Source organism: Microbacterium sp. NPDC055502 (assembly GCF_053643635.1).
On record NZ_JBSHKJ010000002.1, the window covers coordinates 251,687 to 278,505 of the forward strand.

Here is a 26,819-nt window from a genome sequence, read left to right on the forward strand (position 1 = left end):
GCGACGTGTTCGAGTCCGTCCAGACTCTGATCGACGAGCATCGCCGGGTGCAGGAGGAGCTCTCCGACCCGGCGGTGCACGCCGACGCCGCCCGCGCCAAGCGCGTCAACCGCCGCTACGCCGAGCTGTCGCGCATCGTCGCGGCGCACGAGGCGTGGACGGCGGCGGTCGACGACCTGGAGGCGGCGAGGGAGCTGGCGCGCGAGGACGAGGCGTTCGCCGCCGAGGTCCCCGCGCTGGAGGAGGGCGTGCAGGCCGCGCAGGAACGCCTGCGCCGACTGCTCATCCCGCGCGACCCCGACGACGCCCGCGACGTGATCATGGAGATCAAGGCGGGGGAGGGCGGCGCTGAGTCGGCACTGTTCGCCGCCGACCTGCTGCGCATGTACATCCAGTACGCCGCGTCGAAGGGCTGGAAGACCGAGCTGCTGGAGCGCAACGAGTCCGACCTCGGCGGCTACAAGGATGTGCAGGTCGCGATCAAGGGCTCCTCGTCCGATCCGGCCCAGGGCGTGTGGGCGCACCTCAAGTACGAGGGCGGCGTGCACCGCGTGCAGCGGGTACCGGCGACGGAGTCCCAGGGCCGCATCCACACCTCCACCACCGGGGTGCTGGTGTTCCCGGAGGTCGATGAGCCGGAGGAGATCCATATCGACCAGAACGACCTGAAGATCGACGTGTTCCGCTCTTCGGGCCCCGGGGGGCAGTCCGTCAACACGACCGACTCGGCCGTGCGCATCACCCATGTGCCGACCGGCATCGTCGTGTCGATGCAGAACGAGAAGTCGCAGCTGCAGAACCGCGAGGCCGCGATGCGGGTGCTCCGTGCGCGGCTGCTGGCGAAGCAGCAGGAGGAGCTCGACGCGGCGGCCTCGGATGCGCGCAAGTCGCAGATCCGCGGCATGGACCGCTCCGAGCGGATCCGCACGTACAACTTCCCGGAGAACCGGATCGCCGACCACCGCACCGGCTTCAAGGCATACAACCTCGACCAGGTGATGGACGGCGCGCTCGACCCGATCATCGAGAGCGCGATCGCGGCCGATGAGGAGGCGCGGCTCGCCGCGGTGGGATCCGATTCCTGAGTGCGGCCTCTCGGTGCCGCTATGCTCGGCCCCGTGATCACCCTCCTGTTCCGCGCTCTCCTGTATCTGGTGTCGGCGGGCCTCGGTCTGCTCGCGGCCGACGTGCTGCTCGACGGTTTCCAGATCCAGTGGAGCCAGTGGTGGGGCTTCGTGGTGTGCATCCTCGTGTTCGCGGTGCTGCAGACGGTGCTGTCACCGTGGGTCAGCAGGCTCGCGGATCGCTACGCGCCGGTGCTGATGGGCGGCATCGGGATCGTATCGACCTTCATCGCGCTCCTGGTCGTCGTGCTGCTCCCGATCGGCGGTCTGCGCATCACCGACCTGACCGGCTGGCTGCTGGGGTCGGTGATCGTGTGGCTGGTCACGGCCGTCGGCAGCGTGCTGCTCCCGTGGCTGTTCCTGCGGCGCCGACTCGAGGCGCGCGGCGCGAGGCGTGCGCCTCGTGCCGGGCGTCAGATGGAGTAGTCGGGGGCGGTCAGCAGGGCCCTGGTGTCCTCGCCAGCGGTGCGCTGACGCGGCTTCGCCGGCACACCCACCAGCACGCTGTCCGCGGGGGCGTCCTTCGTGACGACCGCGTTCGCGCCGATGACGCAGCGGTCGCCGACGGTCACCGGGCCGAGGATCTTCGCGCCGGCTCCGACCGCGACGCCGTCGCCGAGCGTCGGGTGCCGCTTGCCGACGTCGCGGGTGCGTCCGCCCAGGGTGACCCCGTGGTACATCAGCACGTCGTCGCCGATCTCCGCGGTCTCGCCGATCACGATGCCCATGCCGTGGTCGATGAAGAAGCGCCTGCCGATGCGCGCGCCGGGGTGGATCTCCACGCCGGTGAGCCAGCGCGACAGCTGCGACCCCGCGCGGGCGAGCAGTCGCAGCCGTCGACGCCACAGCGCGTGCGAGACCCGGTGCGCCCAGATGGCGTGCAGGCCCGGGTAGAGCAGGGCCACTTCGAGCGACGTGCGCGCGGCGGGGTCGCGGAGGCGTGCGGCGGCGATGTCCTCGCGCATTCGCGCGATCAGTCCCATCGGCGGTCTCAGTCTTCGCGCAGGTCCTCGAACAGCGCGGTGGAGAGGTAGCGCTCACCGGTGTCGGGGATGATCACGACGATCGTCTTGCCGGCGTTCTCTGGTCGCGCGGCGACCGTCAGCGCGGCCGCGACCGCGGCACCGGACGACATGCCGACCAGCAGGCCCTCCTTCGCCGCGAGCTCGCGCGCGACCCGCAGCGACTCGTCGAACTCCGCCGTGATGATCTCGTCCAGCACCTCGCGGTCGAGCACGTCGGGGACGAAGTTCGGGCCGATGCCCTGGATCTTGTGGGGGCCGGGGTGCCCCTCGGTCAGCACGGGGGAGTCCTTGGGCTCGACGGCGATGACCTGCACGCCGGGCTTCGCCGCCTTGAGCGCCTGCCCGGTGCCGGTCACCGTGCCTCCCGTGCCGACGCCGGCGATGAAGATGTCGACCGCGCCGTCGGTGTCGCGGAGGATCTCCTGCGCCGTGGTCTCGCGGTGGATCTGCGGGTTGGCGGGGTTCTCGAACTGGCGGATCCAGATCGCGCCGGGGGTCTCGTCGACGATGCGCTTGACCTCTTCGATCGCCCCCTTCATGCCCTTCGTGGGGTCGGTGAGCACGATCTCGGCGCCGAACGCCTTGAGCAGCACCCGGCGCTCCTTCGACATCGACGCGGGCATCGTGAGGATCACGCGGTAGCCGCGGGCCGCGCCGACCATGGCGAGGGCGATGCCGGTGTTGCCGCTGGTGGACTCGACGATCGTGCCGCCCGGCTTCAGCTGTCCCGACGCCTCGGCCGCGTTGATCATGGCGATGCCGATGCGGTCCTTGACGCTGGAGGCCGGGTTGTAGAACTCGAGCTTCGCGAGCACGGTGGCCCCGAGTCCCTCGGTCACCCGGTTCAGGCGCACGAGCGGGGTGTTGCCGAAAGCGGTGGTGATGTCGGAGTGGATGCCGGGCATGGGTGAGGCCTTCCTTCACGGGTCGCTGCGGTTCCCAGACTACGGGAGCGGCCTGTCGGGGAGGGCAATGTGACGGGTGCGGGCGCTCTACGCTGGAGGCATGCCCGACTCCTCGCTCGCTGCCGTCGTGCGCGCCGCCGCGCAGAGCCTCGCCGATGCCGGTGTCCCCGACCCGCTCGTGGACGCGGAGCTCCTGGCCGCGCACGTGCTCGACCGGCGGCGGGGCGAGGTGCAGGCGGCGATCGTGCGGGGCGACCGCATCGACGAGGAGCAGCAGGCCGCGCTGACCCGCCTGGTGTCCCGTCGCGCCGGGCGGGAGCCGCTGCAGCACCTCACGGGTGTCGCGCCGTTCCGGCACCTGGAGCTGTCGGTGGGCCCCGGGGTGTTCATCCCGCGGCCGGAGACCGAGACCGTCGCCCAGTTCGCGATCGACGCCCTGCTGAACTCGGGCGAGGCCGCCCCGGTGGGCGTCGACCTGGGCACGGGCAGCGGCGCGATCGCCCTGGCGATGGCGACCGAGGTGCCGCACGCGCGGATCTTCGCCGCGGAGCTGTCGGAGGAGGCCCACGCCTGGGCGGCACGCAACGTCGCCGGCACCGGCAACCTCACGCTCGTGCTGTCCGACCTGGCCGAGGCGTTCCCCGAGCTCGACGGCACCGCCAGCGTGGTCATCTCGAATCCGCCGTACGTCCCCGATGCCGCGGTGCCGCGCGACCCCGAGGTGCGCCTGTTCGATCCGGCGCTCGCGCTGTACGGCGGCGCGGACGGGCTCGACGTCGTCCGCGTGCTGAGCGACCGGGCGCTGCGTCTGCTCCGCCCGGGGGGCGTGCTGGTGATCGAGCACGGGGAGCTGCAGGGCGCGGAGATCCGCGAGCTGCTCACGGCGGACGGCTGGCGCGCCGCGGCCACGCACCGCGATCTGACGCTGCGCGACCGTGCGACCACCGCGATCCGGCCCTGATCAGGGGTCTCCGAGCATCTCCGACGTCCGTCCCGCATAGAATCGAACCGTCATGTCCCCCATCTTCGACTGCCGCGACGAGGCGCAGCTGCTCGCCGGAATGCGCAACGCGCGCCAGGCGATCGGCCGCGGCGACCTCATCGTCATCCCCACCGACACCGTGTACGGCGTCGCCGCCGACGCGTTCTCGCCGACGGCGGTGCAGCGTCTGCTCGACGCGAAGGGTCGAGGGCGCGATCAGCCGCCGCCCGTGCTGATCGGCAGCAAGGAGACCCTGACGGCCCTGGCCGAGTCGGTTCCGGAGCCGGTGCAGCGCCTCGTCGACGCGTTCTGGCCCGGCGGGCTGACCATCGTGCTCCCCGCGCAGCCGTCGCTGGTGTGGGACCTGGGGGAGACCCAGGGGACCGTCGCCGTGCGCATGCCGGAGGGCCGGGTGGTCCTGGAGCTGCTGGCCGAGACCGGGCCGCTCGCCGTGTCCAGTGCGAACCTCACGGGACGGGACGCGGCGATCTCCGCGCTCGACGCCGAGAAGATGCTCGGCGACAGCGTGGCGGTGTACCTCGCCGACGGCATGAGCGCGAACGGCATCGCCTCGACCATCGTCGACGCGACCTCGCTCGTGCGTCGCGGCGCCGACGACGGCGAGGGGGTCGTGCGGATCCTGCGGCACGGCGTCGTCACGCGCGAGCAGCTGCACGAGGTCCTGGGCGAGCTGCTCGAGCCGGAGCAGCAGCAGGAGCAGGACGGGGATTCGTGAAGCAGTACCTCTTCACGATCATCGTCACCGCCGCCATCACCTTCGTGCTGACGTGGGCGGTGTGGCGGCTGAGCCTCCGCTTCAAGCTGTACCCGGGCATCCGCGAGCGCGACGTGCACACCACGCCCACCCCGCGGCTGGGCGGCGTGGCCATCTTCCTCGGCATCGTCGCGGCGTTCGCGGTGTCGGCCGCCAACCCGTTCTTCCAGAGCATCTGGACGCCTCCGCAGACCATGTGGGCGATCCTCGCGGCCTCGCTGCTGATCGCGGTGATCGGCGTCGTCGACGACCTGTGGGACCTCGACTGGATGATCAAGCTCGGTGCGCAGTTCCTGGCCGCAGGCATCATCACCGTGGGCGGGGGACTGCAGATCCTGTCGCTGCCCTTCGGCGACCTGATCGTGGTGTCGAGCTGGCTGAGCATCACCATCACGATGTTCGCGATCGTGATCGTGATGAACGCGGTCAACTTCATCGACGGGCTGGACGGCCTGGTCGCCGGCGTGTGCCTGATCTCGAACGGCGTGTTCTTCGCGTACTCCTACATCTTCACGCGCGACTCCGGCGCCTCCAGCTACTTCAACCTCTCCACGTTCCTCGCGGCGGTGCTGATCGGGGCGTGCCTGGGCTTCCTCCCGCTGAATTGGAGCCCGGCGAAGCTCTTCATGGGCGACTCCGGTGCGCTGGTGCTCGGCCTGCTCATGGCGACGTCCGCGATCGCGATCACCGGGCAGATGGATCCGTCGGCGCTGGAGCCGGATCGCCTCGGCCGGTCGCAGCTCGTCGGCGCGTTCCTGCCGATCCTGCTGCCGCTGCTGGTCGTGCTGCTGCCGCTGCTCGACTTCGGGCTCGCGGTGCTGCGGCGGATGAGCGCGGGCCGGTCGCCGTTCTCGCCCGACCGCAAGCACCTGCACCACCGGATGCTCGACCTCGGCCACCGCGACCGCGACGCCGTCCTCATCTTCTACGCGTGGACGGCTGTGATCTCCCTCGCCGTCCTCCTCATGTACGTCGGTGCGCGAGAGGACTGGCCCGGCCAGTACCTTCCCGGTGTCGGCTTCGGCGTGGTCGGCATCGCCGCCTGCCTCGTCATCACCCTGAGTCCCACCCGCCGCCGCAAGGCGCCGGCGGCCGCTGAACCCGACCCGACCCCCGTGGAGCCCCGATGAGCCCGAGTCCCGTTTCCAGCACGCCGATCCTGCGTCGCACCCTCGTCTGGTCGGCGGTGGCGACCGTCGTGCTGGCGCTGCTCGCCGGCGGCATCGGCTTCGCCGTCGCCCAGGGGGAGGGGCTGGTCAGCGGCCTGCTCGGCGTGCTGCTGGCGGCGCTGTTCCTCGCGATCACGGGTATCAGCATCCTGATCGCGAACCGGTGGTACGGCGACCCGCTGTACGTGCAGCTGTTCTTCGCGATCGTCCTGGGCGGCTGGCTGCTCAAGCTCGGCGTGTTCGTGCTGGTGATGATCCTGCTGTCGGGGCAGCCGTGGCTCGACCCGATGGTGTTCTTCCTCTCGATCGTCGCGGGGGTGGTGATGTCGCTGGTGATCGACGTGGTGGTGCTCACCCAGATGCGCCTGCCGAACGTGAGCGACACCACGCTGCCGACCGAGGTGCCGGAGGACCGCGCGCCCGGCGCCGCGAACGGCGGCTCCACCGGCCCGGCGGACGACGCTCCGCGGTCTTAGGGCACCCTTGGATTCTGATAGTGTTGGGGAGTGCCCGCCGCTCGCCCGCGAGCGCTTGCGCTTGAAGCACACCGACCATCGTCGCCCCGGTTCTGACCGGTGCCCCGAAGCTGGAGCCCGCGCTGTTTAATCTTGCTGCGACCCTGACCCCCCGACTCGCGTCTTCCGATGGCGAGTTCCACGGCCCTTCGATCGACGAGTTCTTCCCGCCGATCCTCTTCCAGGTCGGGCCTCTGCCGGTGACCCGCATCCAGTTGATCCAGCTCCTCTCGGTGATCGCCGTGGTCCTGATCCTCTGGCTGGGCACGCGCCGTATGAAGGTCGTGCCGGGGCGGTTCCAGAGCCTGGTCGAGATGGGCCTCGGCTTCGTCCGCGGCGGCATCGCGCACGACCTCCTCGGCCGCAAGGACGGCGACCGGTTCCTGCCGATCCTCACCACGATCTTCTTCATGGTGCTGTTCATGAACGTCACGGGCATCATCCCGGGGTTGAACATGCCGGGCACCGCGATCATCGCCGTCCCGCTCACCCTCGCCGTGGTCAGCTACGTCACCTTCATCTACGCCGGCATCAAGAAGAGCCCGAAGAACTTCTTCAAGAACGCGCTCTTCCCGTCGGGTGTGCCGTGGCCGGTCTACTTCATCGTCACGCCGATCGAGCTCATCTCGACGTTCATCATCCGCCCGGTGACCCTCACCCTGCGACTGCTGATGAACCTGGTCGTCGGCCACATGATCCTGGTGCTGTGCTTCGCGGCCACCCAGTTCTTCTTCTTCACCGCGGGTGGCGGCTGGGCCGTCCTCGGTATCGGAACCCTCGCCTTCGGCGGCGCCTTCACTCTCTTCGAGATCCTGGTGGCCGTCCTGCAGGCCTACGTCTTCACCGTCCTCACCGCGGTCTACATCCAGCTCGCGGTCGCAGAAGAGCACTGAGCGGGCGGGCAACAGCCCTCCCACCCAACGAAAGGAAAAACCCGTGGACGCAACTACGGTTCTCGCTGAAATCAACGGCCACCTCGCGGCGGTCGGCTACGGCCTCGCAGCCATCGGTCCGGCCATCGGTGTGGGCATCGTCGTCGGCAAGACCATCGAGGGCGTCGCCCGTCAGCCCGAGCTGGCCGGTCGCCTGCAGGTCCTCATGTGGATCGGTATCGCCTTCACCGAGGCGCTTGCGTTCGTCGGCATCGCCGTCGGATTCATCCCCTTCCCGTAATCCCCACCGACTTCTGAAGGAGACAGGATGCTGAACGCTCTTGTCACGAACCTCGCGGCAGCGGAGGGGGAGTCCCCCAATCCGCTGCTCCCCGCGGGGTACGACATCATCTGGTCGGGCCTCTGGTTCCTCATCATCCTCGTCGTCGTGTGGAAGGTCGCCCTTCCCCGTCTGACGAAGATGCTCGACGAGCGGTCCGCCGCCATCGAGGGCAACATCGCCAAGGCCGATGAGGCGCAGAAGCAGGCGGAGGCCGCCCTCGAGGAGTACACCCGCCAGCTCGCCGAGGCGCGCACCGAGGCCGGGGAGATCCGCGAGGCCGCCCGTGAGGACGGCAAGAAGATCATCGCCGAGGCGAAGGAGACCGCAGCCAGCGAGGCTGCGCGTCTGACCGCCACCGCGCACTCGCAGATCGAGGCCGAGCGCCAGACGGCTCTCGTCTCCCTGCGCAGCGAGGTCGGCTCGCTCGCACTCGACCTCGCCGGTGGCGTGGTCGGCGAGACGCTGTCCGACGACGCTCGCGCGGCCGCCGTGGTCGACCGCTTCCTCGCCGATCTCGAAGCATCCGAGAAGGCGGCTCAGTAATGGGCAGCGCGACCGCTCAGGCACTCGCGGCATCCACTCAGGCGCTTGCCGCAGCGAAGGACGTCACCCTCGACACCGCGCGGGAGCTGTTCGTCGCCGCGCGCACCGTGGGCGATTCGTCTCAGCTGAGCGGCGCGCTGGCCGACCCGTCGGCGTCCGTGGAGTCGCGGAAGAACGTCGTCTCCGCGGTGTTCGGCGGGCTCTCGGCGGCGTCTCAGAGCGTTCTGAGCGCAGCCGTGGCGCAGCGCTGGTCGAGCGCCGACGAGCTCGTCGACGGCATCGAGGAACTCGCGATCCGGTCCGCCGCGATCGCCGAGCCCGGAGTCGACATCGAGGGTGAGCTCTTCGCCTTCGCCCGGCTCGTCGCCGCGAACCCGGAGCTCGAACTCGCTCTGGGTAGCCGCCTCGGGGGAGAGGACGCGAAGGGGGAGCTCGTCGAGCGCCTCCTCGACGGATCCTCCGCCGGCGCGGCCACCACGCTGATCGTCTCGTCCCTCGTGCGTCGTCCGCGCGAGCGGCGTGTCCGCCAGCTCCTGAGCAGGGCCATCCGCTTCGTGTCCGCCCAGCGCGGTCTCGTCGTGGCCACGGTGTACACCGCGACCCCGCTCAGCGATGCGCAGCGCACCCGTCTGAGCGACGCCCTCTCGCGTCGCTACGACGGCGAGGTCTCGCTCAACGTCGTCATCGATCCCGCCGTCGTCGGGGGTCTGCGCGTGCAGATCGCCGATGACGTCATCGACGGCAGCATCTCCGCACGACTCGCCGACCTTCGCCAGAAGCTCGCGGGCTAACACGACTTCGCGCGGGGAACCGCGCACCCAGATACAAAGGGAAGACAATGGCAGAACTATCGATCAGCCCCGACGTCATCCGTGACGCGCTGAAGGACTTCGCCGCCGCATACGAGCCCACCGGCGCCGCTGCGACCGAGGTCGGCACCGTCATCGACGCCGCCGACGGCATCGCGCACGTCGAGGGTCTGCCCGGCGTGATGGCGAACGAGCTCGTCACGTTCGCGGACGGCACCAAGGGCCTGGCCCTGAACCTCGACGAGCACGAGATCGGCGTGGTCGTCCTCGGCGACTTCACCGGCATCGAGGCCGGCCAGGAGGTCACCCGCACGGGTGAGGTCCTCTCGGTCCCGGTCGGCGACGGCTACCTCGGCCGCGTGGTCGACCCGCTCGGCAACCCGATCGACGGTCTCGGCGCGATCGCGACCGAGGGTGTCCGCGAGCTCGAGCTCCAGGCCCCCGGCGTCATGCAGCGCAAGTCGGTGCACGAGCCGATGCAGACGGGCATCAAGGCGATCGACGCCATGATCCCGGTCGGCCGTGGTCAGCGTCAGCTCATCATCGGCGACCGCCAGACCGGCAAGACGGCGATCGCGCTCGACACGATCATCAACCAGAAGGCCAACTGGGAGTCCGGCGACGTCACCAAGCAGGTGCGCTGCATCTACGTCGCGATCGGCCAGAAGGGCTCGACGATCGCCTCGGTGAAGGGCGCGCTCGAGGAGGCCGGCGCCCTGGAGTACACCACGATCGTGGCCGCTCCCGCGTCCGACCCCGCCGGCTTCAAGTACCTGGCTCCGTACACCGGCTCGGCCATCGGCCAGCACTGGATGTACGGCGGCAAGCACGTCCTGATCATCTTCGACGACCTGTCGAAGCAGGCCGAGGCCTACCGCGCCGTGTCGCTGCTGCTCCGCCGTCCGCCGGGCCGCGAGGCGTACCCCGGCGACGTGTTCTACCTGCACTCGCGCCTGCTCGAGCGGTGCGCGAAGCTGTCCGACGAGCTGGGCGCCGGTTCGATGACGGGTCTTCCGATCATCGAGACGAAGGCCAACGACGTCTCGGCGTACATCCCGACCAACGTGATCTCGATCACCGACGGCCAGATCTTCCTCCAGTCCGACCTCTTCAACGCCAACCAGCGTCCGGCGGTCGACGTGGGTATCTCGGTCTCGCGAGTCGGTGGTGACGCCCAGGTCAAGTCGATCAAGAAGGTCTCCGGAACGCTGAAGCTGGAGCTGTCGCAGTACCGGTCCCTCGAGGCGTTCGCGATGTTCGCGTCCGACCTCGACCAGGCGTCGCGTCGTCAGCTCGAGCGCGGTGCCCGCCTGACCGAGCTGCTCAAGCAGCCGCAGTACTCGCCGTACCCCGTGGAGGAGCAGGTCGTCTCGATCTGGGCCGGCACGAACGGCAAGCTCGACAAGATCGAGGTCGAAGACGTGCTGCGCTTCGAGCGCGAGCTGCTCGACTACCTGCGCCGCAACACCAAGGTGCTCGACACGCTGCGCGAGACGAACGTGCTGGACGACGACACGGTCGCCGAGCTCGACAAGCAGACCGACAACTTCCTCCTGGAGTTCCAGGGCGGCAAGGGCCACGCCATCGGCGCCCCCGGCCACGAGGAGCACGCTGCGGCCGAGGCCGACGACGTCAACCAGGAGAAGATCGTCAAGGGTCGTCGCGCGTAATCGCGTGAGGTACTGATTCATGGGCGCTCAACTCAGGGTCTACAAGCAGAAGATCTCTTCTGCTCAGACGACCAAGAAGATCACGAAGGCGATGGAACTCATCGCGGCTTCGCGCATCCAGAAGGCGATGGCACGCGTCAAGGCGTCCACCCCCTTCGCGCGAGCCGTGACGAGGGCCGTGTCCGCCGTCGCGACGCACTCGAACGTCGACCACCCGCTCACGCGTGAGCCCGAGACGATCCGCCGCTCCGCGGTCGTGATCTTCTCGTCCGATCGCGGTCTCGCCGGTGCCTTCAACTCGCAGATCCTCCGTGAGGGTCTCGAGGTGGCGGAGCTGCTGCGCGAGCAGGGCAAGGAGCCGGTGTTCTACCTCATCGGACGCAAGGCGGTGGGCTACTTCCAGTTCCGTCGCATCGAGGCGGCCGCGGAGTGGACCGGCGACACCGACACCCCGTCCTTCCACACCGCGGAGGAGATCTCGCAGACGCTTCTCGAGGCCTTCAACCGCGGTGGCGAGGACGGCGGCGTCGACGAGATCACCCTCGTCTACAACCGCTTCGTCAGCATGATGACGCAGTCGCCGGAGTCCGTGCGCCTGCTGCCGCTGGAGATCGCGGAGGCCGACGACTCGGAGGCGGGCAGCACGGTCTACCCGCTGTACGAGTTCGAGCCGGATGCCGAGACGGTGCTCGACGCGATCCTGCCGGTGTACATCCAGAGCCGCGTCTTCAACGCCCTCCTGCAGTCGTCCGCCGCCAAGCAGGCGGCCACGCAGAAGGCGATGAAGTCGGCCAGCGACAACGCCGACAAGCTCATCACCGACTACACCCGTCTGCGCAACAACGCGCGTCAGGCGGAGATCACGCAGCAGATCGCGGAGATCGTCGGCGGCGCCGACGCCCTCTCGTCGAGCAAATAGACCATCAGGAAAGAGACGAAGAAATGACCACCACCGCCACGGCTGACCAGCCGGCGACCGCGGTCGTCGGGCGCGTCGCGCGCGTCAACGGTCCGGTTGTCGACATCGAGTTCCCGCACGACTCGATCCCCGACATCTACAACGCGCTGAAGACCACCATCGTGATCGGCGAGGAGTCGACCGAGATCACGCTCGAGGTCGCACAGCACCTCGGCGACGACCTGGTGCGCGCCATCGCCCTCAAGCCGACCGACGGCATCGTCCGCGGTCAGGAGGTGCGTGACACCGGTGAGGCCATCTCGGTCCCCGTCGGTGACATCACCAAGGGCAAGGTCTTCAACGTGATCGGCGAGGTCCTCAACGGCGAGCCCGGTGAGACCATCGAGGTCACGGAGCGCTGGCCCATCCACCGCAAGGCCCCGAACTTCGACCAGCTCGAGTCGAAGACCACGATGTTCGAGACGGGCATCAAGTCGATCGACCTCCTCACCCCGTACGTGCAGGGCGGAAAGATCGGTCTGTTCGGTGGCGCCGGCGTCGGCAAGACCGTCCTCATCCAGGAGATGATCCAGCGCGTCGCGCAGGACCACGGTGGTGTGTCGGTGTTCGCCGGTGTCGGTGAGCGCACCCGTGAGGGCAACGACCTCATCCACGAGATGGAGGAGGCGGGCGTCTTCGACAAGACCGCGCTCGTGTTCGGCCAGATGGACGAGCCGCCGGGGACGCGTCTGCGCGTCGCGCTCTCGGCTCTGACGATGGCGGAGTACTTCCGTGACGTGCAGAAGCAGGACGTGCTGCTCTTCATCGACAACATCTTCCGCTTCACGCAGGCCGGTTCCGAGGTCTCCACGCTGCTGGGCCGCATGCCCTCCGCCGTGGGGTACCAGCCGAACCTCGCCGACGAGATGGGCCTCCTGCAGGAGCGCATCACCTCGACGCGTGGTCACTCGATCACCTCGCTGCAGGCGATCTACGTGCCGGCCGACGACTACACCGACCCGGCTCCGGCCACGACCTTCGCGCACCTCGACGCGACGACCGAGCTCTCCCGTGAGATCGCGTCGAAGGGTCTGTACCCGGCCATCGACCCGCTGACCTCGACGTCGCGCATCATGGACCCCCGCTACCTGGGCGAGGACCACTACCGCGTGGCGACCACGGTCAAGCAGATCCTCCAGAAGAACAAGGAGCTGCAGGAGATCATCGCGATCCTCGGTGTCGACGAGCTCTCCGAGGAAGACAAGATCGTCGTGTCGCGCGCACGTCGCATCCAGCAGTTCCTCTCGCAGAACACCTACATGGCGAAGAAGTTCACGGGTGTCGAGGGTTCGACAGTTCCGCTCAAGGAGACCATCGAGTCGTTCGACGCGATCACCCGCGGTGACTTCGACCACGTCGCCGAGCAGGCCTTCTTCAACGTCGGTGGCATCTCCGACGTGGAGGAGCGCTGGGCGCAGATCCAGAAGGAGAACGCCTGATCATGGCGCTCAACGTCAGCCTCGTCTCCGCCGACGCGGAGGTCTGGACGGGTGAGGCGAGCCTCGTGGTCGCCAAGACCGTCGAGGGCGAGATCGGCTTCATGTCCGGTCACGAGCCGGTGCTGGCCATCCTCGCCGAGGGCCAGGTCCGGATCACCCAGACCGACGGCGCCAAGGTGCTCGCCAACGCGCAGGACGGCTTCCTCTCCATGGAGGGCGACGTTCTGACCATCGTGGCGGGCAACGCGGCTCTCATCGCCTGACAGTCCTGAACATCGCGTCCGCCTCGGCACCCTCGGGTGTCGAGGCGGACGCGTCTGCGTTACGAGGTGCCATGAAGATCCTGCTTCCGCCGTCCGAGACCAAGCGTCCCGGAGGCACGGGCGCGCCGCTCGACCTCGGTGTCCTGCCGCTGCCGCCTCTCGCTGAGCATCGCGCGGCCGTGCTCGACGCCCTGGTCGAGCTCGCGGCCGACGAGGAGGCCGCCCGCCGTGTTCTCAAACTGAGCGAGCGGCAGCTCGACGACATCGCGCACAACCGCGCTCTCCGCAGCGCGCCGACCATGCCGGCGATCGACCGCTACACCGGCGTGCTGTTCGACGCCCTCGACGCGGCCTCGCTCTCCCCGGCGTCACGGCGGTGGGCGGACGCCCACGTGTGGATCCAGAGCGCGCCGTTCGGTCCGGTCGGCGCGCTCGACCCGATCCCGACCTACCGCCTCGCCGCGGGAACGTCGCTCCCCGGGGTGCCGCCGCTCCGGCGTCACTGGGCGGAAGCCACGACCTCGGCGATCGCGGACGAGGCGCCGTCGTTCGTCCTCGACCTGCGCAGCGAGGCGTACGTGGGTCTCGGACCCGTGCCGGCATCGGTGCCCTCGGCGTATGTGCGCGTGGTCACCGAGCAGGGCAGAGCGCTGAACCACTTCAACAAGAAGTCGAAGGGCCTCCTGGTGCGTGCACTCGCGGAGGACCGACCGCGCATCGGCTCCCGCCGGGCACTGCTGCGGTGGGCGGAGGGGCGGGGCATCGTGCTGCGCGAGACCGACCATCCCGGCGAGCTGGAACTCGTCGTCGCGGAGTGAGACCGGTTCGCGGCGCGGGACGTCAGCGAGGGTCCTGCGCGCGGCGGCGGTGACGCGCTAGTGTAAGCAGCGCATCACCCGGGAATATCAGCCTTCTGGAGGGGAACCTTGGACGACTACTACGATTACGGCATCTCAGGCGGCGCACTCGTCGCGCTGACGCTGCTGTACACGATCCTGCCGCTCATCGTGTACGCGATCTACGCCTGGTTCTACATGAAGGTCTTCGAGAAGGCCGGTGTCCAGGGCAAGTGGCGCGCCTGGGTCCCGGTCTACAACTCGATGATCTTCTACAAGCTCGGCGACCTCAGCCCGTGGCTCGTGCTGTACCTCATCGGCGCCGGCGTGGTCGGGGCGATCATCCCGGTCCTGGGCTGGTTCCTCATCCTCCCGCTCGTCGGCATCGCCGGCCGTGTCCTCGACCTCATCGCCGCGTGGCGGGTCGGACTGAAGCTGCAGAAGGATGCGGTCTGGGTCATCCTGTACTTCTTCCTCCCGCCGGTGTGGCTGGGTATCAACGCCTTCGACAAGTCGCGGTGGAACCCCAACATCCAGCCCGCCTCGTGGGCCGGGAACGGCTTCCTCGGCGATCGCACGGTGTGGGACGGCATCCCGGTCCAGCCCTCCGCGACCGCGGCGCCGCAGGGGTACGGTGCCCCGCAGGGCTACGGTCAGCGGCCCCAGGGCTACCCGCAGCAGCCCCAGGGCTATGCGCCGCCGCAGCCCGGGTTCACGGCTCCGCCGGCTCCCGGCTACGCCCCGCCGGCCGCGCCCTCCGCCGCTCCCTCGACGAGCGCGCCTGTGCCGCCGACCACGCCGCCCGCTCCGCCCGCGGCTCCGCCGACCACGCCGCCGGCTCCGCCCGCGGCCCCGCCGGCCGCACCGCCGGCTCCTCCCACTACCCCGAACGATCCCACGCAGCCCCCTGCGTGACCGTCGTCGCGAAACCCCCGGCCCACCGCCGGGGGTTTCGTGGTGTGAACGGTGTTCTCGCGGGCGATGCGCCCGCTAACGTGGAGGTCATGGTCTTGTCGCAGCGCCCGATCGGCGTCTCCGTTCCGCTCTGCCCCTCGAAGGGCCCCGGTGCGAGCGAGGGGATCGTGTTCCACTACGATGTGTGAGTATCCTGCGACCGCCCTTTCCGCCGCAGGTCCATCGGAGGCAGCACGTGGCTGAGACGAAGACGCACACCGTCACGGTTGCGGGACGCCCGCTGCTGCTCTCGTGGTCGGGTGTCACGGATCAGGGCCGCCGCCGTGAGACCAACCAGGACGCGTTCCTCGCGGAGTTCCCCCTCTTCATCGTCGCCGACGGAATGGGCGGGCACGCGGGAGGCGAGATCGCAAGCCAAAGCACCGTGTCCCGCCTGCAGGCCGCGGTCGTCGCGGGCGACATCTCGCATCGCACGATCGAAGAGGCTCTCGCCCGCGCCGTCGACGACATCGCGGAGCACCCGGAGACCACCGACGAGGGAACCGGGACCACGCTCACGGGCGTCTACCTGGACGACGGCGGAGACCAGGCGCAGTGGGTCGCGCTGAACATCGGCGACTCGCGGGTCTATCTCCTGCGCGATGACCGGCTCGTGCAGGTGACCACGGACCACTCGGTGGTGCAGGAGCTGATCGCAGCGGGGAAGCTCAGCCCGGAGGAGGCCGAGGGCCACCCCTACAGCAACGTCATCACGCGCGCGGTGGGCGCCAGCGAGCTCACCGCTCCGGACTATGTCACCATCGACCTGCGTCCGGGCGACCGGTTCGTGATCTGCTCCGACGGACTCACCAAGGAGCTGACCGACTACGGCATCCAGCATTTCCTGCGGGAGAACTCCGATCCGGCCGCGTGCGTGGACGCCATGCTCGCTGCGGCTCTCGACAACGGTGGTCGCGACAACGTGACGCTCATCGTGTTGCAGGTGAGCGACCCCCAGTCCTCCTCCCCAGAGGGGGACACCGCGGAGTAGTCGCTCCGACGCTGTGGACAGCAGGCTCTCTGCTGTCACGGAGCGGTGCACTGGGGAGATGGACCCGTCTCCCCTCGTCATCCCTTCCGCGCCCGCGCCGCCGCGCCGTACCTCGCTGCCTTATCTCGCGGGAATCGTCCCGGTTGGGATGGGGGTGGCGCTGTGGCTCACCACAGGGTCGGTGCAGTCGCTGTGGTTCGCCGCACTCGGTCCCCTCATGATGCTCGCTTCGGTGGCCGACGCCGCGAGGACGCGACGGCACGATCGACGGCGTGAGGCGGACAGGGTGGAGGCCGAGTGGCGCGCGGTCGAGGATGCGCTCGCCCGTCGTCACGCCGAGGAGCGGGCCCAGCTCGAGTCGCGCCACCCGGACGTCGCCGCGTGCGTCGCAGAACCGCCGCTTCGTGGGACGGATCCGATCGCTGCCGACACCCAGCTGACCGTGGGTCGCGGTGTGCGTGTCAGCGCCGTGCGCACGACGGGTGGGGAGGGCGATCGAGCAGAGGCGTTCCGCGCGCGATGCGCCGAGCTCGATGACGCACCGGTCGTGGTGCGGCTCGGCGGCGGCGTCTGCGTCCGTGGCCAGGCCCCGGTCGCAGCCGCGGCGGCACGAGCTCTGGTCGCGCAGCTCTGCCTCCGCTTCGGGCCGGCGCAACTGGCGCTCGTCGGCGAGGAGCTGGCGTCGTCCGGCCTGACCACGGCGGCTCACGCGGTGCGGGCGCGCCGGGGGGCCTTCCGGGTGGGGTGGGGCACGCTCGGAGCGCCCGTCGCGGCAGATGCGGTGATCTGGACGGCGGCTCCCGACGCCGAGGTGCCGTCGGGGATCACGACCGTGCTCGACGTGGTCGAGCCGGGTGCCGCATCGCTGCGCACGCCGGAGGGCGTGACCGAGGTCGCGGTCGAGTGCCTGTCGCGACCGCAGGCAGAACTGGTCGCCTCGGCAACGGGCGAGCCGTCGGACACGCATGCGGAGCTCCCGCTCAGCGTGCCGCTGGCCGACGTGATCGTCTCAGAGGCAGGTGATGGTCTCGCGGTCGTGGTGGGCCGTGACGGCCGGGGTACCGACATCGCGGTCGATCTGGTGGAGCACGGACCGCACGCGATCGTCACCGGCATGACCGGGGCGGGAAAGAGCGAACTGCTCGTGACCTGGGTTGCGGCGATGTGTGCCGCGTACGGACCGGATCGGGTGACGTTCGTGCTGGCCGACTTCAAGGGTGGGACGGCGTTCGAGCCGCTTCGCGCTCTCCGCCAGGTGTCGGCGGTGATCACGGACCTCGACGACGAGGGTGCGCGCCGGGGTGTCTCGAGCCTGCGGGCGGAGATGCGACGACGGGAGGCCGCCCTCGCCGCGGCCGGCGTTCGAGACGTGTCAGAGGTCCACCTGCCACGCCTGGTGATCGTGGTCGACGAGTTCGCCGCCCTGCTCCTCGAGCACGCCGACCTCGGCGACGTGTTCATCGACATCGCTGCGCGCGGCCGCGCCCTGGGGATGCACCTGGTCCTCGGGACGCAGCGTGCGGGCGGCGTGATCCGTGACGCCCTGGCGGCGAACTGCCCGCTGCGGATCAGCCTGCGGGTCGCAGATCCCGCGGACAGCAGGGCCGTGATCGGGACGGACGGCGCGGCGCTGCTCGATGGGGGGGCGGAGGGGCGCGGCTGTGCGCTCGTGCGTCGACCGCAGGATGCGGAGCCGCAGCTCGTGCGCGTCGCGCTGACCGGTCCCGGAGACCTGCGGCGTGCAGCGACGCGCTGGAGCCAGGCGGCTCCGGCTGTCAGCCCTTGGCTCCCGCCGTTGCCGCGACGCATCGATCTCGCAGACCTTCGTGGCGCGGATCACGACGGCAGCGACGACGCCGGGGGACACGCGGTGGTGCTCGGTCTCGCCGACGACCCGCAACGACAGCGGCAGCCTCGGGAGCTTCTGCGTCCGGGGCGTGAGCGCGGGCTCGCCGTGCTCGGCGCTCCGGGCAGCGGACGCACGGCGCTCGTGCGCGCGGTGGCGGCCCAGCGCCATGATGCCCTGCTGTTCCCCTCCGATGCGGAAAGCGCGGTGGACCTGCTCGCGGCATGGGTCAGGGGTGACACGGAGATCCCCGAGCTCGTGCTGTGCGACGACATCGACGCGCTGCACGCCGAGCTCCCTGTCGAGTACGCACAGGAGTTCGCGCAGCGGTGGGAGCAGTCGCTGCGCCTGTCACCTTCGACGACCTGGATCCTCACGGCCGCACGGGCATCGGGTCCCTTGGGCCGTGTGCTCGACGCGCTGCCCCGTCGAGCGCTTCTACGCGCGGCGTCGCGCGTCGAGCACCTCGCAGCGGGTGGCGAGACGTCGGGGTTCGTGCGGGACCGACCGCCGGGACGCGCGGTGCTCGACGGGCGGGAGGTGCAGTTCGCCTGGGCGGACGAGCGGCCGAGGCAGTCCGCTGCCTCCTCGACGGAGATCTGGGCACCGGCGAGGCCGGTCGTGGCGCTGGTCACGGCGGGCGCGTCGGACGCGGTGGGCGCGCTCCGCGCGGCGCGCCCGGAGTGGGACGTGCGGACGGCCGGGAGCGACGTGCCGACGACCGCGAGCCCGTGCATCCTGATGGCCGACGCGGAGGGCTGGCAGCGGCAGTGGGCCCTGTGGCAGCAGATCCGCGCCGAGGGCGAGGTCCTGGTCCGCGCGGAGCGTCCGTCCGATCTGCGCCAGCTAGTCGGTGTGCGCGACCTCCCGCCGTTCGCCCGGCTGCATCAGGGGCGCGCGTGGTCGGTGGTGGGGGACCGCGCGCCGCGGCGGGTCGTCGTGCCGGGGCTCGGGTCGCGGTGAGGCTGGTGCGTCAGAGGCCGGCGCCGGGGCGGACCGTTCCCACGCGGGCACCGCCCCCGAGCACGTCGAGCGGGAGGGCCTCCGCGAGACCGGCCACGTCGGTGTCGCTCAGAGAGCCCGCGCGAGCCAGGAGGGTGGCGGCGACGATGGTGGACGCGCGCCCGGCGCCGTCGAGCATCTTCAGGGCCGCGGTCGTCCCGTCCGGCGCCACCATCACCATGACGCCCTCCGCGCCGCCCTTGGTGAAGACGCCGAGACGCTCGGTCGCGATGGTGTCGGGGCGGCCGGGCCCTTCGACGGTCCAGGGGTTCTCGCGCACCGCGCGGACGAGCGATCCGGCCACGCGGTGCAGCGCGAACGGCGAACGGTCGGACGCGGTGCCGATGCGGTGGATCGCGCGCGCGAGCCCGGTGAGGGTGAGCGCATGCACCGGAGCGCCGCAGCCGTCGATGGAGGTGTGCGCGATCTTCTCCCCGGTGAGGCGCTCGACGACCTCCCGGATGTGAGCCTGCAGCGGATGCGCGGGGTCGAGGTATCCCGCGGTCGGCCAGCCGGTGGCCACGCAGGCCCGCAGCATCGCGGCGTGCTTGCCCGAGCAGTTCATGCGGACGCGCGCCTCCTGGCCGTGTTCGCGCACCAGCTCGTCGCGGGTCGCGGAGTCGCCCGGCCAGGCCGGAGGGCACGCGAGGTCGTCTTCCGTCAGGCCCCCGGCGGTGAGGATGTCGCGCACCACTGCGGCGTGCCGGTCCGTGCCCGTGTGACTCGCCGTGGCGAGGGCGAGCTGTTCGCCCTCCAGCGGTGCGCCGGCGGTGATGCACGCCACCGCCTGCAGCGGCTTGAGACTCGACCGCGGGAGGATGAGTGCGTCGGCGTTGCCGTGTCGCGCGATCACCTCGCCGTCGGGCGAGAGCACCACCGCGGCGCCGGCGTGACGTGACTCGATGAATCCGCTCCGTTCGACGACGGCGAGCTCGACGGAATCCTGAACGGTGAGTGTCTCCAGCACTCCACCAGCCTAGTGCCGGTGGTCCCGCGGCCTCGGGGTCCCCGCGGAGGGTCGCGACGTCGGCGGCACCTGGCAGACTGAGCGCATGGCAGAGCACACCACGTCGCGTCCGCTCGGTGAACACCGCTACGCTCTCACAACTACGTGGACGGGCAACTCCGGCACCGGAACGAGCGGATACCGCGACTATCGCCGCGACGTCACCATCGAGATCGAGGGCAAGCCCGCGCTGCTGGCCTCGTCCGACAAGCCGTTCCGCGGAGACCCCTCCCGCTGGAACCCCGAAGACCTCCTGCTGGCCTCGCTCTCCGAGTGCCACCTGCTGTCGTATCTGCACGCCTGCGTCACCGCCGGCGTCGTGGTCGTCTCCTACCGCGACAGCGCGCGCGGGCTGATGCGCGAGAACGGGGCAGGAGGGGGATCATTCGTCGAGGTGACGCTCTCCCCGGAGGTCGTGGTCGCCGATCCGTCCATGATCGAGGCGGCAGAGCGGGCGCACGCCCAGGCGAACGAGTGGTGCTTCATCGCGAACTCGGTCAACTTCCCGGTGCGGCACGAGGCCACGGTCACCGCGAGCGCGTGACCCCCGCGGCGGAGGGGCAACCGCTGTTGGACTCCTCGCCCGGGAGGGGACACGTGGTCGCCGCTACCGGGAGGGTCCGGGGTTCACGCTCAGCGCTACTCAGCGGCGCTCGTGCGGGAGCGCCTGCTTGATCTTCTCGATGGTGCCCTGGGCCGGAGCCTCGTTGTAGGTGCCCGCCAGTTCCTGACCGGACAGGGCATGGATCGCGGCCATGATCTCGTCGGTCGCGAGCCGCCGTGCGCGTCCGCTGGTAGCGGGTCCGTGGGGGGACAGGTCGAGCGGCTCGCCGAACCGCACCGTCACGCGTTCGGAGAGCGTCGGCATCTTCGCGCCCACCGGCATCACCTTGTCGGTGCCGATGAGTCCCACCGGGACCACCGGTGCGCCCGTCTGCAGGGCCAGGAACGCCACGCCCGTCCGGCCCTTGTACAGGCGACCGTCGGTGGAACGGGTCCCCTCGGGGTACAGCGCGACCGCGAGGCCCTCCTCGAGCAGCTGCCGCTGCAGATCGAGCGCGTCGAGTGCTGCCTGACCAGCGCCGCGCCGGACGGGGATCGCGCCGATCGCCTCGAAGAAGGTCTTGGTGAGGCGGCCGCTGAATCCGGTCCCCTCGAAGTAGCTCGACTTCGCAAGGAAGTGCACGGGTCGCGGTGCCGCGACCGGGATGGCGATCGAGTCGATGAACGACAGGTGGTTGCTCGCGAAGATCACCGGACCGGTGGTGGGGACGTTCTCGCGGCCCTCGATGCGGGGACGGTAGATCAGCCGCGCGAGCGGGGCGATCAGGCTGCGACCGAGCGCGTACGTGAAGCCCGCATGGCGCGGCTTCGGCGTGTCCTCTGAGGCGGGTTCGGGCTCGACGGACTGCTCAGAGGTCATCAGAGCAGGATACTCCCGGCCCCATGCCGACGTGGGAATGAAGACTCGCGCCGTACCTCCCAGGGAGGGCAAAGGGCGATGGGGCAGGATGGAGTGTCCCGCCCGCGATCCCGAGGTCTCACTGTGCGCAAGCGTCCGCTCATCGTCCTGTCCACCGTCGCCGCGGCGACCCTCCTGCTCGCCGGCTGCTCCGGCAGCGGTTCGCCGGAGAGCTCGGGCACCCCCGACCCGTCCGCTTCGAGTGGGTGTCTGCTCGACGCGCAGCCGGGCAAGACCTCGGATTCCATTGACGTTCAGGGCGAGGGACTCGATGCCGTCGTCAAAGTGCCAGCTGATGCGGCCTTCGCCGATGTGGAGCGAACGGTGATCGCTGAGGGCACAGGTGACGAAGTCGTCGCGAATGACCTCGTCGGGGTGAAGTACCAGATCGTGGAAGCGTCGACAGGTGAAGTCGTCGATTCCTCGGCACGAAGCGAGGGTGGTGAGGCTCCCGTCCTTCTCGACCAGAACAGTGCATCTCTCTTCATCGCCGCTCTCGAGTGCCAGCCGATCGGAACGCAGGTCGTCCTCGCCCTTCCAGGCGAGGTCTTCGGCGAGGGCGGGACGAATAAGGTCGTGTACGCAGAGGCCGTCGAGCAACTGCCCGAGGTCGCCACCGGCACGCCGGTCGACCCGACCCCCGGCATGCCCGAGGTGAAGCTGGACGACGACGGCAAGCCCAGCATCACGATCCCGGACGGCGATGCGCCGGCCGAGACCCAGGTCGCCGTGCTCAAGCAGGGTGACGGAGCGACGGTCGCCTCGGGCGACCTGGTCGTCGTGCAGTACCTCGGGGTCAAGTGGTCCGACGGCAAGGAGTTCGACTCGAGCTGGAGTCGCGACGCGGCGCCGGCGCAGTTCCAGACCACGGGAGTGGTCACCGGATTCCAGAAGGCGCTCGAAGGTCAGAAGGTCGGCTCGCAGGTGCTCGTCGTGATGCCCCCGTCCGACGGCTACGGTGCGAGCGAGGGGAACGAACTGCAGAACGAGAGCCTCGTGTTCGTCGTCGACATCCTCGCCACGACCCCGGTGCAGGCGCAGCAGTAGCGCGGGCGCGACGGCGGCCGTGTCCTAGGCTGGCGTCATGCGTCGCGTCATCGTCCTCGGCTCCACCGGTTCCATCGGCACCCAGGCGCTGGACGTGATCCGCGCCAACCCGCGCCGGTTCGAGCTCGTCGGGCTCGCCGCGGGCTCCAACCGCGAGCTGCTGACAGAGCAGGCGGAGCAGTTCCAGGTGGAGGACACGGCCCTCGGAGCCGTCGAAGCGGAACAGCTCGTGCGGGACGTCGAGGCCGATGTGGTGCTCAACGCCATCACCGGCTCGATCGGACTCGGCTCCACGCTCGCCGCGCTGCAGGCGGGCCGCACGCTCGCCCTCGCGAACAAGGAGTCGCTGATCGTCGGGGGAGATCTGGTGCTGGCGGCGGCCGCCCCCGAGCAGATCGTCCCCGTCGACTCCGAGCACTCCGCCCTCGCACAGGCGCTCCGCTCCGGGACGCATGACGAGGTGCGACGCCTGGTGGTGACCGCGTCGGGCGGACCGTTCCGCGGACGCACGCGCAGTGAGCTCACCGAGGTCACACCGGGGCAGGCGCTCGCGCACCCCACCTGGAACATGGGCAGGACGGTCACGACGAACTCCGCCACCCTCGTCAACAAGGGGCTCGAGGTGATCGAGGCGCACCTGCTGTTCGACGTGGCCTACGACGACATCGAGGTGGTCGTGCACCCGCAGTCGATCGTGCACTCCATGGTCGAGTTCATCGACGGGTCCACCATCGCACAGGCGTCCCCGCCGGACATGCGTCTGCCGATCTCCCTCGGCCTGGACTGGCCGCACCGCATCGGCGGCGTGGGTCGACCGCTGGACTGGACGACCGCGAGCTCGTGGACCTTCGAGCCGCTCGACGGCGAGGCCTTCCCGGCCGTCGCACTCGCCAAGGCGGTCGGACGCGCGGGCGGCACCTTCCCGGCCGTGTACAACGCCGCCAACGAGCAGGCCGTCGACGCGTTCCACGAGGGACGCCTGTCGTTCCTCGGCATCGTCGACACGATCTCCGCGGTCGTCGACCAGCACGAGGCGCCGAGCACCCTCACGGTCGAGACGCTCGCAGAGGCCGAGGACTGGGCACGGCGCACGGCCGATCGGCTCATCGCCGCGAGCTGACGGCGCGGCCGCCGAGGGCGCCCGATGCAGCGCGGCGCTGCACCGGGCGGCGGTCAGTCCTCGTCCGGGTAGGGCACGGGCCAGCGCGGTTCCGGGACCGGCCATCCGGCGGCCTTCAGCGCGCGGCGGGACAGCTCACGCGCCGAGTACGGGGTGCGCACGCCGCGGATGTCCCGGTAGTCCTGATGCCCGGGACCCGCCCACAGGATCGCGTCGCCGTCGCCCACCAGGCCGACCGCCGCGACGATCGCCGCCTCCGGTGGGGAGTACTCGTGGATCTCCGCGTCGGGTCGTGCCCGGCGCGCGCCCTCCACGAGGGTCGCCCGGATGGACGCCGGGTCTTCGAAGCGCGGGTGGTGATCGGTCACGACGAGGATGTCGCTGCCCTCCACGGCCGTGCGCGCCATGTCGAAGCGCTTGCTGGCGTCGCGGTCGCCATCCGCGCCGAACAGCATCAGCACCTTTCCGGGGGTGACCCGGCGCACGGCGGCGAGGGTCTTCTCGAAGGCGTCCGGCGAGTGCCCGAAGTCCACGAACACCGCCGGTCCGCGGTCGCCGGAGACGAGCTGCGTACGGCCGGGGAGGTAGGCGTGGATGCCGCCGTCGCGGCCGAGCGCGTCGGTGATCCGCTCCCACGCGTACCCGCCCTCCAGCAGCATGACGATCGCGAGCGCGGCATTGGCGGCCATGTGCGGACCGATCACCGGCACCGTGGTGGTGAGGGTTCCGGCAGGGCCTCTCATCGTGAAGGTGGTGCCGGCGGCGCGCTCCTCGTCGATCACGACCACCCAGTCCGCGCGGGCCGCGGCATCGGGATCGGCGGCGATCGACGGCGTGCCGACGGTGACGACGGGGATCTCCGCGCGATCGACGACCAGCGCGCCGGAGGGGGAGTCGAGGCAGATCACGCCGCGGACCGCGCGATCGGGACGGAACAGCGGCAGCTTCGCCTCGAAGTACTCCTCCATGTCGGCGTAGTCGTCGAGGTGGTCGTGGCTGAGGTTCGTGAAGCCGGCGACATCGAACCGGATCCCGTCGACGCGGTGGCGGGACAGCGCCTGCGCGCTCACCTCGACCGCGACCGCTTCCACGTGCCGCTCGCGCATCAGCGCCAGGAGCGCGTGCATCTCCGACGCCTCCGGCGTGGTGAGCCGCGACACGATGACCTCGCCCGCGATGTGGCGCTCGGCCGTCGACGACAGCCCCGTGACGACGCCCATCTGCTCGAGGATGCCCTCCAGGAGGTGGGAGACGCTCGTCTTGCCGTTGGTGCCCGTCGTCGCGAAGAGCAGCGGCAGGGGGTCGTCCGCCCCGGTGCCGTAGACCCAGGCGCTCAGGTCGCCCAGCACGGCGCGCGGATCGTCCACCACGAGGACGGGCAGGCCGGCGTCCGCGGCGATCTCCGCGCCGCGCTCGTCGGTGATGACCGCGACCGCGCCCTTCTCGGCAGCGGTCGCCGCGAAGTCGGCTCCGTGGCGGTTCACGCCCTGGATCGCGACGAAGGCCTCACCGGGGCGAAGATCCGCGGTGGCGAGAGTGATGCCGCTCAGGGACACTCCGGTGGCGTCGCCGCGCACGGTGGCGGCGAATCGGGAGGCCAGTTCGGAAAGCTCGCGCCGGGGCGGGTTCGCGGGGCGGAGCACAGGGGGCAGGCTCGGTTGTTGTTCAATCGACATGTCGGATCCATGATCTCACGGCGCCGCACGGATGCCGGGCGGACGGCCCGCCGCGCGCCGGGGTCGGATGCGCGGCGGGCCGGGGCTCAGGCCCGGCGGCGGTAGGCCAGCACGGCGACCACGAGAGCAGCCGCCCCGGCGAGGAGCCCGCCCGTCCCGAGGGCGATGCCGAGCGGGTCGGCGGCCGTGGCGGTCGCGTCGGCGTCCGCGGTGTCCGCCTCCCCGTCGCCGTGGGCGCCATGCATCGACGCCTCCGCATCCGTGACCGTGACGACGGGAGCGGGGGCATCGAGCGCGTGCGGGTCCTCACCCTCCTCGGCGAGCTGCGTCCACTCGGTCGCACCGTCGACGCACTGCTGCACCACCGGGAAGGCGAGCGTCTCGGGCGTCTTCTCGTCGAGCCCGACCGACATGCTGACCGCGCCGCGGAGGTCGGTCGGCACCGGTGTGAGCGCGGTGTACGTGACGGCGCTCACGAGGCCGTCGTCACCGCGCTCGACCTGGATGGTCCAGTCGCCGTCCAGGGTCGGGGCGACGGAGGTGAGGCCGTCCGGCATGGTGATGCGCAGTGCCGTGGTCGGCGAGGTGCCGCAGCCGTGGGCGAACGAGAACGTGAGCACGCCGTGGTCGCCGGCGGCGAGCTCATCCGGGCTGACGGACACGTGGGCTCCCGCCATGAGCGGAACCGCGAGGGCGAGGGCGATCCCGCCGAGCGCGCCGGTCGTGGCGACGAGGGCCCGGCGGGAGCGCGGACGACGAGGGGACGTGGTGGTACGGGACATGATTCTCCAGAAAAGGTGTGCGGGCGCGCCGGAGGGCGCGCAAAGGGTGGCCGAGGGTTCGGCCGTGATTCTCGGGCGGCGGGTCAGCCGCGTGCGCACACCGGGGGGCCGCGCCGGGAGACGGCGGCGGCCACGGCACGGTCGAGGGGAGCGAAGCGCAGCGGACGCAGCGGGGTCGGGCGGCGATGGCCGGAGAAGCCCGTCGGCGACGCGCGACGCACGAGAGCGCGGAACCAGCCGGCGACGGCCCGCAGGAGGCGTTCGGCGTGCCACACCAGCAGAGTGGTCAGCACGGCGGCGCCGGCGTGCGTGAGGAGCATCGTCGCGTCGACGGGCGCGACGGAGACGGTGCCGCTCAACGCTGCCAGGTCGAAGTGATGGACGTGCGGGCCGATCGCGCCCTCGACGTCCGCGGTGGGGGAGCCGAGCAGCTGGAACACCAGGTGGAACACGGCTTGAGACACGAGCACGGCGACCGCGACGCGCCAGCGCGACCGACGGAGCCCGAGGAGGGCGGCGGTCGGTGCCAGGAACAGCACCGTGACCGCGAGGATCAGCAGCGGGTGGGGTGCCGCGCCGCCTCCGATGGTGTGGGACACCGCGGCGATGAGGGTCGCGGTGGCGGACACGGCGGCGGCGCGCAGGAGTCGCAGCTGCCGGGTGGTCACCATCCCAGCCTAGCCAAGCGGCGCGGGCGGGGCGGAT

Annotated in this window: 28 protein-coding genes; 21 read left to right on the forward strand and 7 right to left on the reverse strand. The window is 70.5% G+C overall.

Features of this window, described 5'->3' with window-relative positions; all coding sequences use genetic code 11:
• Window positions 1-5 precede the first annotated feature (5 nt).
• Together prfA and ACWH95_RS12195 are read left to right on the forward strand one after the other, a co-directional pair.
• Complete coding sequence (prfA, locus tag ACWH95_RS12190) at window positions 6-1,085, forward strand: peptide chain release factor 1 (protein WP_136029266.1); 1,080 nt, start codon at window positions 6-8, stop codon at window positions 1,083-1,085.
• A gap of 33 nt (window positions 1,086-1,118) precedes the next feature.
• Window positions 1,119-1,550: a phage holin family protein gene (locus ACWH95_RS12195; RefSeq protein WP_136029269.1), complete on the forward strand. Its 432-nt coding sequence runs from the start codon at window positions 1,119-1,121 to the stop codon at window positions 1,548-1,550.
• Here the strand turns inward: ACWH95_RS12195 and epsC are convergent.
• On the reverse strand, window positions 1,538-2,107 hold the full coding sequence (gene epsC, locus ACWH95_RS12200; protein WP_136029271.1) for a serine O-acetyltransferase EpsC: 570 nt from the start codon (window positions 2,105-2,107) through the stop codon (window positions 1,538-1,540). The genes ACWH95_RS12195 and epsC overlap by 13 nt on opposite strands.
• Window positions 2,108-2,115: 8 nt before the next feature.
• Window positions 2,116-3,054 (reverse strand): cysteine synthase A, encoded by a 939-nt coding sequence (gene cysK / locus ACWH95_RS12205; RefSeq protein ID WP_136045457.1) that lies wholly within the window; start codon window positions 3,052-3,054, stop codon window positions 2,116-2,118.
• Between the two features lie 100 nt (window positions 3,055-3,154).
• Between cysK and prmC the strand changes: the two genes are divergently transcribed.
• From prmC to ACWH95_RS12285, 16 genes are all read left to right on the forward strand, one after another.
• On the forward strand, window positions 3,155-4,015 hold the full coding sequence (prmC, locus tag ACWH95_RS12210) for a peptide chain release factor N(5)-glutamine methyltransferase (protein ID WP_136035258.1): 861 nt from the start codon (window positions 3,155-3,157) through the stop codon (window positions 4,013-4,015).
• A gap of 52 nt (window positions 4,016-4,067) precedes the next feature.
• Window positions 4,068-4,772, forward strand: coding sequence for an L-threonylcarbamoyladenylate synthase (locus tag ACWH95_RS12215; protein WP_136029277.1), 705 nt, complete (start codon window positions 4,068-4,070; stop codon window positions 4,770-4,772).
• The gene (locus ACWH95_RS12220; RefSeq protein WP_136029279.1) at window positions 4,769-5,941 is read left to right on the forward strand and encodes an MraY family glycosyltransferase; all 1,173 of its coding nucleotides are present in this window, start codon (window positions 4,769-4,771) and stop codon (window positions 5,939-5,941) included. Before ACWH95_RS12215 ends, ACWH95_RS12220 begins: the two co-directional genes overlap by 4 nt.
• Window positions 5,938-6,456: a hypothetical protein gene (locus tag ACWH95_RS12225; protein ID WP_136029281.1), complete on the forward strand. Its 519-nt coding sequence runs from the start codon at window positions 5,938-5,940 to the stop codon at window positions 6,454-6,456. The genes ACWH95_RS12220 and ACWH95_RS12225 overlap by 4 nt, the downstream gene beginning before the upstream one ends.
• 143 nt (window positions 6,457-6,599) lie before the next feature.
• Complete coding sequence (atpB, locus tag ACWH95_RS12230; protein ID WP_205828218.1) at window positions 6,600-7,388, forward strand: F0F1 ATP synthase subunit A; 789 nt, start codon at window positions 6,600-6,602, stop codon at window positions 7,386-7,388.
• A 43-nt stretch (window positions 7,389-7,431) separates the two neighbouring features.
• Complete coding sequence (gene atpE / locus ACWH95_RS12235) at window positions 7,432-7,668, forward strand: ATP synthase F0 subunit C (protein ID WP_025103147.1); 237 nt, start codon at window positions 7,432-7,434, stop codon at window positions 7,666-7,668.
• 27 nt (window positions 7,669-7,695) lie between these two features.
• The gene (locus ACWH95_RS12240) at window positions 7,696-8,253 is read left to right on the forward strand and encodes a F0F1 ATP synthase subunit B (protein ID WP_247638651.1); all 558 of its coding nucleotides are present in this window, start codon (window positions 7,696-7,698) and stop codon (window positions 8,251-8,253) included.
• Window positions 8,253-9,044 carry a F0F1 ATP synthase subunit delta gene (locus ACWH95_RS12245; protein WP_454120728.1) on the forward strand — a complete coding sequence of 264 codons (792 nt, stop codon included), beginning with the start codon at window positions 8,253-8,255 and terminating at the stop codon, window positions 9,042-9,044. The genes ACWH95_RS12240 and ACWH95_RS12245 overlap by 1 nt, the downstream gene beginning before the upstream one ends.
• A 47-nt stretch (window positions 9,045-9,091) precedes the next feature.
• Window positions 9,092-10,732 carry a F0F1 ATP synthase subunit alpha gene (gene atpA, locus ACWH95_RS12250; protein ID WP_247638653.1) on the forward strand — a complete coding sequence of 547 codons (1,641 nt, stop codon included), beginning with the start codon at window positions 9,092-9,094 and terminating at the stop codon, window positions 10,730-10,732.
• 19 nt (window positions 10,733-10,751) lie between these two features.
• On the forward strand, window positions 10,752-11,651 hold the full coding sequence (locus tag ACWH95_RS12255) for a F0F1 ATP synthase subunit gamma (RefSeq protein ID WP_136029291.1): 900 nt from the start codon (window positions 10,752-10,754) through the stop codon (window positions 11,649-11,651).
• Window positions 11,652-11,674: 23 nt separating this feature from the next.
• Window positions 11,675-13,129, forward strand: coding sequence for a F0F1 ATP synthase subunit beta (gene atpD / locus ACWH95_RS12260; protein ID WP_136029293.1), 1,455 nt, complete (start codon window positions 11,675-11,677; stop codon window positions 13,127-13,129).
• Window positions 13,130-13,131: 2 nt separating this feature from the next.
• Window positions 13,132-13,392 carry a F0F1 ATP synthase subunit epsilon gene (locus ACWH95_RS12265; RefSeq protein WP_136029295.1) on the forward strand — a complete coding sequence of 87 codons (261 nt, stop codon included), beginning with the start codon at window positions 13,132-13,134 and terminating at the stop codon, window positions 13,390-13,392.
• Between the two features lie 71 nt (window positions 13,393-13,463).
• Complete coding sequence (locus tag ACWH95_RS12270) at window positions 13,464-14,210, forward strand: YaaA family protein (protein ID WP_454120729.1); 747 nt, start codon at window positions 13,464-13,466, stop codon at window positions 14,208-14,210.
• 108 nt (window positions 14,211-14,318) lie between these two features.
• Window positions 14,319-15,143, forward strand: coding sequence for a large exoprotein (locus ACWH95_RS12275; protein ID WP_454120730.1), 825 nt, complete (start codon window positions 14,319-14,321; stop codon window positions 15,141-15,143).
• 235 nt (window positions 15,144-15,378) lie between these two features.
• Complete coding sequence (locus tag ACWH95_RS12280) at window positions 15,379-16,173, forward strand: PP2C family protein-serine/threonine phosphatase (RefSeq protein ID WP_136030030.1); 795 nt, start codon at window positions 15,379-15,381, stop codon at window positions 16,171-16,173.
• Window positions 16,174-16,327: 154 nt separating this feature from the next.
• The gene (locus ACWH95_RS12285; RefSeq protein WP_454120731.1) at window positions 16,328-18,982 is read left to right on the forward strand and encodes an FtsK/SpoIIIE domain-containing protein; all 2,655 of its coding nucleotides are present in this window, start codon (window positions 16,328-16,330) and stop codon (window positions 18,980-18,982) included.
• Between the two features lie 10 nt (window positions 18,983-18,992).
• Here the strand turns inward: ACWH95_RS12285 and ACWH95_RS12290 are convergent, their stop codons facing one another.
• Window positions 18,993-19,988 (reverse strand): asparaginase, encoded by a 996-nt coding sequence (locus ACWH95_RS12290; RefSeq protein ID WP_454120732.1) that lies wholly within the window; start codon window positions 19,986-19,988, stop codon window positions 18,993-18,995.
• Window positions 19,989-20,073: 85 nt separating this feature from the next.
• Here ACWH95_RS12290 and ACWH95_RS12295 point away from each other — a divergent pair, with 85 nt between their 5' ends.
• Window positions 20,074-20,571, forward strand: a complete 498-nt coding sequence (locus ACWH95_RS12295) for an OsmC family protein (protein ID WP_136030023.1) — start codon at window positions 20,074-20,076, stop codon at window positions 20,569-20,571.
• Window positions 20,572-20,670: 99 nt separating this feature from the next.
• Here ACWH95_RS12295 and ACWH95_RS12300 read toward each other — a convergent pair whose 3' ends face one another.
• Window positions 20,671-21,450: a lysophospholipid acyltransferase family protein gene (locus ACWH95_RS12300; RefSeq protein WP_205812755.1), complete on the reverse strand. Its 780-nt coding sequence runs from the start codon at window positions 21,448-21,450 to the stop codon at window positions 20,671-20,673.
• A gap of 123 nt (window positions 21,451-21,573) precedes the next feature.
• On the opposite strand from ACWH95_RS12300, the gene ACWH95_RS12305 reads away from it, so the two are divergent.
• Both ACWH95_RS12305 and dxr read left to right on the forward strand, forming a co-directional pair.
• Window positions 21,574-22,536 carry an FKBP-type peptidyl-prolyl cis-trans isomerase gene (locus tag ACWH95_RS12305; protein WP_136030021.1) on the forward strand — a complete coding sequence of 321 codons (963 nt, stop codon included), beginning with the start codon at window positions 21,574-21,576 and terminating at the stop codon, window positions 22,534-22,536.
• Window positions 22,537-22,573: 37 nt separating this feature from the next.
• A complete protein-coding gene (dxr, locus tag ACWH95_RS12310) occupies window positions 22,574-23,656 on the forward strand; it encodes a 1-deoxy-D-xylulose-5-phosphate reductoisomerase (RefSeq protein ID WP_136030019.1) in 1,083 nt (360 codons plus the stop codon).
• 53 nt (window positions 23,657-23,709) lie between these two features.
• Here the strand turns inward: dxr and ACWH95_RS12315 are convergent, their stop codons facing one another.
• From ACWH95_RS12315 to ACWH95_RS12325, 3 genes are all read right to left on the reverse strand, one after another.
• A complete protein-coding gene (locus tag ACWH95_RS12315) occupies window positions 23,710-25,332 on the reverse strand; it encodes a Mur ligase family protein (RefSeq protein ID WP_454120733.1) in 1,623 nt (540 codons plus the stop codon).
• An 86-nt stretch (window positions 25,333-25,418) separates the two neighbouring features.
• The gene (locus ACWH95_RS12320; RefSeq protein ID WP_454120734.1) at window positions 25,419-26,114 is read right to left on the reverse strand and encodes a YcnI family copper-binding membrane protein; all 696 of its coding nucleotides are present in this window, start codon (window positions 26,112-26,114) and stop codon (window positions 25,419-25,421) included.
• A gap of 83 nt (window positions 26,115-26,197) precedes the next feature.
• Window positions 26,198-26,782 carry a hypothetical protein gene (locus tag ACWH95_RS12325; protein WP_454120735.1) on the reverse strand — a complete coding sequence of 195 codons (585 nt, stop codon included), beginning with the start codon at window positions 26,780-26,782 and terminating at the stop codon, window positions 26,198-26,200.
• Window positions 26,783-26,819: the final 37 nt, after the last annotated feature.